General features: G+C 73.1%; 8 protein-coding genes and 1 riboswitch. Of the genes, 5 read left to right on the forward strand and 3 right to left on the reverse strand.

All coding sequences use genetic code 11. The features are described from left to right. Positions 1 to 301 precede the first annotated feature (301 nt). From ACFW5B_RS34970 to thiO, 3 genes are all read right to left on the reverse strand, one after another. Positions 302 to 1,096, reverse strand: coding sequence for a thiazole synthase (locus ACFW5B_RS34970; RefSeq protein WP_386449073.1), 795 nt, complete (start codon positions 1,094 to 1,096; stop codon positions 302 to 304). 9 nt (positions 1,097 to 1,105) lie between these two features. Next, the gene (thiS, locus tag ACFW5B_RS34975) at positions 1,106 to 1,321 is read right to left on the reverse strand and encodes a sulfur carrier protein ThiS (RefSeq protein ID WP_386449076.1); all 216 of its coding nucleotides are present in this window, start codon (positions 1,319 to 1,321) and stop codon (positions 1,106 to 1,108) included. A 76-nt stretch (positions 1,322 to 1,397) separates the two neighbouring features. Beyond that, complete coding sequence (gene thiO / locus ACFW5B_RS34980) at positions 1,398 to 2,621, reverse strand: glycine oxidase ThiO (protein ID WP_386449080.1); 1,224 nt, start codon at positions 2,619 to 2,621, stop codon at positions 1,398 to 1,400. Continuing rightward, positions 2,619 to 2,731, reverse strand: a riboswitch (TPP riboswitch). It overlaps the preceding gene by 3 nt. Before the next feature lie 155 nt (positions 2,732 to 2,886). Between thiO and ACFW5B_RS34985 the strand changes: the two genes are divergently transcribed. The 5 genes from ACFW5B_RS34985 to ACFW5B_RS35005 all read left to right on the forward strand — a co-directional run bounded on the left by ACFW5B_RS34985 (position 2,887) and on the right by ACFW5B_RS35005 (position 7,778). Next, positions 2,887 to 4,128 (forward strand): NAD(P)/FAD-dependent oxidoreductase, encoded by a 1,242-nt coding sequence (locus ACFW5B_RS34985; RefSeq protein WP_386449083.1) that lies wholly within the window; start codon positions 2,887 to 2,889, stop codon positions 4,126 to 4,128. 113 nt (positions 4,129 to 4,241) lie between these two features. Beyond that, a complete protein-coding gene (locus ACFW5B_RS34990) occupies positions 4,242 to 4,607 on the forward strand; it encodes an Rv2175c family DNA-binding protein (protein ID WP_042162000.1) in 366 nt (121 codons plus the stop codon). A gap of 118 nt (positions 4,608 to 4,725) precedes the next feature. Beyond that, entirely contained in the window at positions 4,726 to 5,376 is a 651-nt protein-coding gene (thiE, locus tag ACFW5B_RS34995; RefSeq protein WP_386449086.1) for a thiamine phosphate synthase, read from the forward strand. Between the two features lie 241 nt (positions 5,377 to 5,617). Then, positions 5,618 to 6,535 carry a methylenetetrahydrofolate reductase [NAD(P)H] gene (metF, locus tag ACFW5B_RS35000; RefSeq protein WP_386449089.1) on the forward strand — a complete coding sequence of 306 codons (918 nt, stop codon included), beginning with the start codon at positions 5,618 to 5,620 and terminating at the stop codon, positions 6,533 to 6,535. A 37-nt stretch (positions 6,536 to 6,572) separates the two neighbouring features. Then, positions 6,573 to 7,778, forward strand: a complete 1,206-nt coding sequence (locus ACFW5B_RS35005; RefSeq protein WP_386449092.1) for a hypothetical protein — start codon at positions 6,573 to 6,575, stop codon at positions 7,776 to 7,778. Positions 7,779 to 8,046 lie beyond the last annotated feature (268 nt).

An 8,046-nucleotide genomic window follows, 5' to 3' on the forward strand; every position in this document is an offset into this window, starting at 1 on the left:
GGGGTGTCCGGACGTAAAGCGAAGCAGTCCGGACACCCCCACCCGCGCAGGCCCGTCACCGCACCCGACAGCCCCGCGCAGCGGACCCGCCCGCCGCAGGCGCAACGGCGGGACAGCCGAAAACGTGGGCCGAGGCACAGCGCAGCGGACCCCGCCCGCCGCAGGCGCAACGACGAAAAACCACCACGGCGGGCAAGCCGAAAACGCGCGCCGAGGCACAGCGCAGCGCCAGGCACCGCGAAGCGGGCCACAAACGGCGAGCAGCCACCACGGCGGGAAAGCCGAAAACGTGGGAAGGAGCCTAAAAGGCCGGCCGCTCAGGGTCGAAGGCGGCCACTCCCTCCGTCGGGGAGGACGCCACCGCGAACCGCCGCGGCGGAATCCGCCCCGCCCGGTACGCCAGGCGGCCCGCCGCCACGGCGTACCGCATGGCCGTCGCCATCAGCTCCGGCTCCTGGGCGCGGGTCACCGCGGAGGCGAGCATCACGGCCGAGCAGCCCAGTTCCATGGCCAGGGAGGCGTCCGAGGCGGTGCCGGCGCCGGCGTCGAGGATGACGGGGACGCCGGCCCGCTCGGTGATCAGCTGGAAGTTGTGCGGGTTGCGGATGCCCAGGCCGGAGCCGATCGGCGAGCCCAGGGGCATGATCGCGGCGCAGCCCACGTCCTCCAGCTTGCGGGCCAGCACGGGGTCGTCGTTCGTGTAGGGCAGCACGGTGAAGCCGTCGTCCACGAGGGTCTCGGCGGCGTCGAGGAGCTCGACCGGGTCGGGCAGCAGGGTCCGCTCGTCGGCGACGACCTCCAGCTTGACCCAGTCCGTGCCGAGTGCCTCGCGGGCGAGCCGGGCGGTGAGCACCGCCTCGCCCGCGGTGAAGCAGCCCGCGGTGTTCGGCAGCACCCGGATCTTGTGGCGCTCCAGTACGGACAGCACCGAGCCCTGCACGGTCGGGTCCAGCCGCCGCATGGCGACCGTCGTCAGCTCCGTACCGGAGGCGAGCAGCGCCCGCTCCATGACGTCGAGGCTGGGCGCACCGCCGGTCCCCATGATCAGACGGGACGCGAAGGCGGTGCCGGCGAGGGTGAACGGATCGTCGGTCATGTCTGCGGATCAGCCTCCCTGGACCGCGGTGAGCACCTCGACGCGGTCGCCGTCGCCGAGCGGGGTGGTGGGCCACTGGGTGCGTGGCACCACGGTTTCGTTGACCGCCGCGGCCACCCCGGCGGGCGCCCGGGACAGTGTCGCGACGAGCCGGTCGAGGGTGAGTCCGCCGGGGATCTCCCGGGTCTCGCCGTTGACGGAGACGGACACGGTGGACGCGCTCATGCGCCGGCCTCGCTTCGTTCGGCGGGGGCGCCGTCGCCACCCGCGCGCCTGTTGACGGTGCGCTGACTGCGCCGGCTCATACGGGCTGCTCCTCGCGGGTGCGGGTGCGCTCCGGCGCCGGGGTGGCGGGGGAGAAGCGCGCGGGGGAGAAGGGGCGGGCCTCTTCGGGAAGGCTCCCGGTGGTCAGCACCTCGGCCATCGCGTCACCGGTGACCGGGGTCAGCAGCACCCCGTTGCGGTAGTGGCCGGTGGCCAGGTGGAGGCCGGGCAGCGCGGTGGGCCCCAGGATCGGGGCGTTGTCGGGGGAGGTGGGGCGCAGCCCGGCGCAGGTCTCGGCCAGCGGCAGTTCGGTGATGCCGGGGACCAGCTCATGCGCGTCCCGCAGCAGCTCGTAGACCCCGCCCGCGGTCACGGTGGTGTCCCAGCCCAGCTCCTCGCTGGTGGCGCCGACGACCAGTTCGCCGTTCTCCCGCGGCACCAGGTAGAGCGGCCCGCCGCGGACGACGGCCCGTACGGTGCGCGAGAGGAAGGCGGGGCTGCCGGCGGGCATCTCGGGCAGCCGCAACCGCAGCACCTGGCCCTTGACCGGCCGGACCGGCGGCAGCACCGCGTCGGGGACCCCGTCGAGCCGGCCGCTGTGGCTGCCCGCGGCCAGCACGACCTGGCCCGCCGACAGCCGGGTGCCGTCGGTGAGTTCGGCGCCCGTGGCCCGCCCGCCGTCGACCGTCAGCCGCACCGCCGCGCTCCGGTGGAACGCCACCCCGGCGCGCTCACAGGCGGTCAGCAGGGCGCTCACCAGCCGCCGCGGATCGACCTGGTGATCGCCGTCCACCCGCAGCCCGCCGCGCACCCCGGGTGCCAGCATCGGCTCCAGGCGCCGGCACTCGCGCCCGCTGAGCCACTGCGAGTCCAGCCCCGAGCGGGTCTGCAGCGCGTGCAGTTCGCGCAGATGGGCGCGGTCGTCGGCGTCCAGCGCGACGGCCAGCGTGCCGCACCGCCGGTAGCCGATCCGCTGCCCGGAGGCCTCCTCCAGCTCCTCCGTGAAGCGGGGGTAGCGCCGTGCCGAGGCGAGATTGAGGCCCAGCAGGGTCTGCTCGCCGTAGTGGAGCTCGCTGACCGCGGCCAGCATCCCGGCCGCGACCCGGGCCGCGCCGCCGCCGGGCGCGGGATCGGCCAGCGCGACGGCCAGCCCGCGGCCGGCCGCCCGCCAGGCGGTGACCAGGCCGATGATGCCGCCCCCGAGGACGAGCACATCGGGGCGCAAAGCCGCCGGTCCGTTCGGTGTGGCAGGTGGATGCATGATCTTTCAGCCCCTCCCTTCGCCGGCATGACCCGGATCAGGTTCGTACGGTCGGAGGCCGGCCAGCCTCCCTCTCAGCCCGGTCCGTCCGGGCTCCCGCGAGTGCGTGTAACCGTCACCCTAGTACGGTGCCGCGAAGGCCCGTAAGGCACCGTCCCCCGCTCCCCGGGGGCCCGTATTCCGGTCCGGGCGGCAGTGACGGTGTGTCAGAGATCTCCTTGCGCGCTGCTGCGGGCGGCGTCGCGGACCGTCCTAGAGTGATCGGGTGAGTGAGCAGAGCAAGTCCTCCCAGGCCCCTGACCACACGCCGCGCGTCGTGATCGTCGGCGCCGGAATCGCGGGTGTGCAGACCGCGGTCGCCCTGCGCGAACAGGGCTGGCGCGGCGCGATCACGCTCCTCGGCGACGAGCCCCACCAGCCCTACGACCGCCCGCCGCTGTCCAAGGCGGTCCTGCTGGGCAAGGCCGAGGGCGCCGCCTTCGACGTCGACTTCGCCGGGCTCGGCATCGACCTCCACCTCGGCCGCCCGGTCACCGGCCTGGTGCCGGACGCCCACCTCGTCGAGACCGCCGAAGGGCCGCTCTCCTACGACTACGCGGTCATCGCCACCGGTGCCGACCCGATCGTGCTGCCCGGCAGTGAGGGCATGCCCGGCGTCCATCTGCTGCGCACTCTCGACGACGCCGAACGGCTGCGCCCGGTGCTCGCCGCCCAGCACGAGATCGTGGTCGTCGGGGCCGGCTGGATCGGCGCCGAGTTCGCGACCGCGGCACGCGAGGCGGGCTGCGCGGTCACCGTCGTCGAGGCCGCCGACCGCCCGCTGGCGGGTGCGCTGCCCGCCGAGGTCGCCGCCCACATGTCCGGCTGGTACACGGACGCCGGGGCCGAGCTGCGCACCGGCGCCCGGGTCGCGTCCGTCACCGCGGGCGCGGTCACTCTGGAAGACGGCACCACGCTCCCCGCCGACGCCGTGGTCATCGGGATCGGCGCCCGGCCCGCCACCGCCTGGCTGGCCGGCTCCGGCATCGAGGTCTCACCGGAGGACAGCTCCGTCCTCACCGACGACCGGCTGCACACCTCCGCGCCCGATGTCTACGCGGTCGGCGACTGCGCCTCCTTCCCGTCGGCCCGCTACGCCACCCGCCTGCTGGTCCACCACTGGGACAACGCCCTCCAGGGCCCCCGTACGGTCGCCGAGAACATCGCCCGTGGTGACGCCGAAGGGCTGGTCTACGACCCCGTCCCGTATTTCTGGTCCGAGCAGTTCGGCCGCTTCGTGCAGTACGCGGGCCACCACGGCAACGCCGACGAGCTGGTCTGGCGCGGCGACCCGGCCGGGGCCGCCTGGTCGGTGATCTGGCTGCGGGACGGAAGACTCGTCGCGCTGCTGGCCGTGGGACGGCCGCGGGACCTCGCCCAGGGGCGCAAGCTGATCGAGCGGGGCGTCGTACTGGACCGGGAGCGGGCCGCGAACGCCTCCGTACCGCTGAAGGCCGCCGCCGTGTAGCGGGCGCCGCGCCGCCGGTTGCCGGGCGGCCGCCGTCACCCTCCGGTGTGCACGAAGCCCCTGATGGCGATGCCCGGCTACCGGCTGTCAGTGCGAGGTGGCAGGCTTGTCCTGTGACCGAGATTGACGCAAACATCGATGGACTCGTCCCCGCCTGGCTCACCCTCCCCGACATCGCCGAACAGCTCGGCGTCGAGGTGACCCGTGTCCGGCAGCTGGTCAAGGAGGGCCAGCTGATCGCGGTGCGCCGCGGCGAGAACCGGGCGCTGCATGTGCCCGCCGATTTCATCAAGGACGACAAGGTGGTCAAGGGCCTCGTCGGTACCCTCACCCTCCTCAAGGACGACGGCTTCACCGACGAGGAGATGCTGGAGTGGCTGTTCACCCCGGATGAGACCCTGCCCGGGACGCCTGCCCAGGCGCTGCGCGAGAATCGCGGTACGGAGGTGAAGCGCCGGGCCCAGGCGCTCGCCGTCTGACCCGCCCGGCGCGGCGCGCCGCCGTCCGGCCGCCGCACCCGCATCCGTAACCGCACCCGAGGGGCGTACGTGCCGGAAGGCCCGGCCCGTACGCCCCCGATTTGGGGGAAGCCGCCCTATGAGCACCGCACGCCAGGCCCTGTCCGACGCCCGGCTCTACCTCTGCACGGACGCCCGCGAGCGGCAGGGAGACCTCCCGCAGTTCCTGGACGCGGTGCTCTCCTCGGGCGTGGACATCGTCCAGCTGCGCGACAAGGGCATGGAGGCCGGTGCCGAGCTCCGGCATCTGGAGGTCTTCGCGGACGCCTGCCGGCGGCACGGCAAGCTGCTCGCGGTCAACGACCGCGCGGATGTCGCGCACGCGGCCGGCAGCGATGTGCTGCACCTGGGCCAGGGCGATCTGCCGGTCCCCGCGGCCCGCGCCCTGCTCGGCCAGGACGTCCTCATAGGCCGCTCCACGCATGCCGGGGCCGAGGTGGACGCCGCGCTCACCGAGCCCGGGGTGGACTACTTCTGCACCGGCCCGTGCTGGCCCACGCCCACCAAGCCGGGCCGTCACGCCCCCGGCCTCGACCTGGTCCGCTACACCGCCGCCCGCGCCCCCGAGCGCCCCTGGTTCGCCATCGGCGGGATCGACGCCGGGAATCTCGACGAGGTGCTGCGGGCCGGCGCCCGGCGGGTCGTCGTGGTCCGCGCGATCACCGAGGCGGACGACCCGGGAGCGGCGGCCGCGGCCCTGGCCGAGCGCATCCGGACCTGGGACGCTTAGCCGGCTGTCCGGTGTGCCGGCCGGCGCCCCAGGGACGGCCGGGGGCCGGTCCGTGCGGCCCGTGCCCGGGAGCTGCCGCCGGGTGACCGGAATCACGCCGTGGCGGGGGCTTGCGGGCAGGGGAAGGTTTTCCGTCGTCCGGGCGACCGGAAAATGTCCAGCCAGTGGACACGAACCCGACCAATCAGGCATTACGCCGAAGACGGTTGGTGCGCGCCCCGCGGCTGGTTAACCTGCCGTTATGGCCCTAGGTACAGCTTCCACCAGGACTGATCGTGCGCACACGGTGCGCGAACTGCTCGCTTCCGGCAAGCAGTCCTATTCGTTCGAGTTCGCCGCCCCGAAGACCGAGAAGGGTGAGCGGACCCTGTGGAACGCCATTCGTCGGATCGAGGCCGTCTCCCCGACGTTTGTCTCCGTGACGTACGGCGCCGGCGGCACCTCCCGTGACGGGACGGTGCGTGCCACCGAGCGCATCGCCACCGACACCACCCTGACGCCGGTCGCCCACCTCACCGCCGTCAACCACTCCACCGCGGATCTGCGCAACATCATCGGCCAGTACGCCGACGCCGGAATCCGCAACATGCTCGCGCTGCGCGGTGACCCGCCCGGCGACCCGATGGGCGAGTGGGTCAAGCACCCCGACGGCGTCGGCTACGCGGCCGACCTGGTCCGGCTGATCAAGGAGTCCGGCGACTTCTGCGTCGGCGTCGCCGCCTTCCCCGAGATGCATCCGCGCTCGACGGACTGGGACACCGATGTGGCACACTTCGTCGCCAAGTGCCGGGCCGGTGCGGACTTCGCCATCACCCAGATGTTCTTCTATCCGGAGGACTACCTCCGGCTCCGGGACCGGGTCGCGGCGGCGGGTTGCTCCACGCCGATCATTCCGGAGATCATGCCGGTGACGAACGTGCGCCAGATCGAACGGTTCGCTCAGCTCAGCAATGCGGCATTCCCGCCCGAGCTGGCCGAGCGCATCCTGGCCGTCAAGGACGACCCCGCGGCGGTACGCTCCATTGGGATCGAGTACGCAACGGAACTGTGCGCACGCTTGATGGCCGAGGATGTTCCCGGGTTGCACTTCATTACCCTGAACCACTCCACGGCGACCCTGGAAATCTACGAGAATCTGGGGCTGCACCAGCAGTCCTGAATCACGGTGGCCGGCGAGCGGCGGAAGAGGGGCGTATATGGGCTGGACGATCCTCTACATCGCATTCGGTCTGGTCGCCCTGTGGTTGCTCGGTGAGGTGCTGCTCCAGTACAAGGCGCGGCTGCGCTGGCGGTTGCTCGCCTTCACCGGCTTCCTCGGTGTGGTCATCGGCGTGATCATCCCCTCGGTGATCGTGATCGGGCTGGGCCTGATCGCCTTCGCCATCGGACAGACGCAGGTCACGCTCTCCTTCCGCCGCGGCTTCACCACCGGCTGGGCGCTGCGCGGAACGCCCGGTAAGTCGGCCAAGTCCGGTGAGAACCGGCGCCGTCGGGCCCGCCAGGCCGGCCCGCCGCCCGCCGAACCGACCCTCCAGGTCTCCGGCCTGGAGGCGGTACCGCCGCCGGGCGGCGGCGCACCGGTCCCCGACAGCGGCCCGGACACCTTCGAGAGCACCGGCGGCTTCCAGAGCCGGGACGCCTTCGCCGCCCAGGAAGCCGTCGTCGGGCAGGGCTTCACCGCGCAGGACACCGCCGGCGGCCAGGGCTTCGCCGCGGAGGAAACGTTCGCCGGGCCGGGCACGTATGGCGGCGCGGGCGCGTACGACTACGCCGCCGGCGACGGCTACCGCGCCCAGGACCCCTACCGGCCGCAGCAGGGCCAGGACGCCTACGCCACCCAGCCGTTCGCCGTCCAGGACGACTACGCACGGGCCGCCGACGCCACCGCCGTCTACGCCCCCGAGCCGATGCCCGAGGAGACCGGCCAGTACGGCATCTACAGCCCCGATGCCCGCAACGGGCAGAACGGCTACGGCTACGACGTCTACGGCGGCGCCGGCAACGGGAACGCCGACGCCAACGGCTATGCGTACGACGCCAGTTACGGCCAGGGCCCGGCCGCCCAGGACGCCTACGCCGACCCGTACGCCGACCCCTACGCGGCGTACGGCGACGGTCAGGGCGGGCAGGCGCCCTACGCCGATCCGTACTTCGGTGCCCAGCAGTACGCGGCGCCCTACGACCCGTACGCACAGCCGGACCCCTACGCCCAACCGCCGTACGCCGCGCAGCAGTACGACGGCCAGGGGCAGGCGCCGGGCCAGTACCCGGACCAGGGCTACGGGGAGACCCCGCCCGGCGGCGTCTGGGTCCCCCAGCAGCGCGAAGCCGAACTCCCGCCCGAGCAGCCCTATCCGCCCTACCAGCAGCCGGGGTACGACGGGCAGCAGTACCGCTACTGAGGCTGCGTCTGGCTTTCGGCCCACGTTTTCGGCTTTCCCGCCGTGGTGGTTGCTCGCCGTTTGTGGCCCGCTTCGCGGTGCCTGGCGCTGCGCTGTGCCTCGGCGCGCGTTTTCGGCTTTCCCGCCGTGGTGGTTGCTCGCCGTTTGTGGCCCGCTTCGCGGTGCCCTCGCCGTTGCGCCTGCGGCGGGCGGGTCCGCTGCGCGGGGCTGTTGGGTGCGGTGACGGGCCTGCGCGGGTGGGGGTGTCCGGACTGCTTCGCTTTACGTC

This window comes from Streptomyces sp. NPDC058773, from assembly GCF_042746015.1.
Classification (GTDB): domain Bacteria; phylum Actinomycetota; class Actinomycetes; order Streptomycetales; family Streptomycetaceae; genus Streptomyces.

Excerpts from the sequence above, each read along its gene's own strand:
- thiS (WP_386449076.1), bottom strand. The coding sequence starts at position 1,321 with ATGAGCGCGTCCACCGTGTCCGTCTCCGTCAACGGCGAGACCCGGGAG.
- thiE (WP_386449086.1), top strand. The coding sequence starts at position 4,726 with ATGAGCACCGCACGCCAGGCCCTGTCCGACGCCCGGCTCTACCTCTGC.
- ACFW5B_RS35005 (WP_386449092.1), top strand. The coding sequence starts at position 6,573 with ATGGGCTGGACGATCCTCTACATCGCATTCGGTCTGGTCGCCCTGTGG.
- ACFW5B_RS34970 (WP_386449073.1), bottom strand. The coding sequence starts at position 1,096 with ATGACCGACGATCCGTTCACCCTCGCCGGCACCGCCTTCGCGTCCCGT.
- thiO (WP_386449080.1), bottom strand. The coding sequence starts at position 2,621 with ATGCATCCACCTGCCACACCGAACGGACCGGCGGCTTTGCGCCCCGAT.
- metF (WP_386449089.1), top strand. The coding sequence starts at position 5,618 with ATGGCCCTAGGTACAGCTTCCACCAGGACTGATCGTGCGCACACGGTG.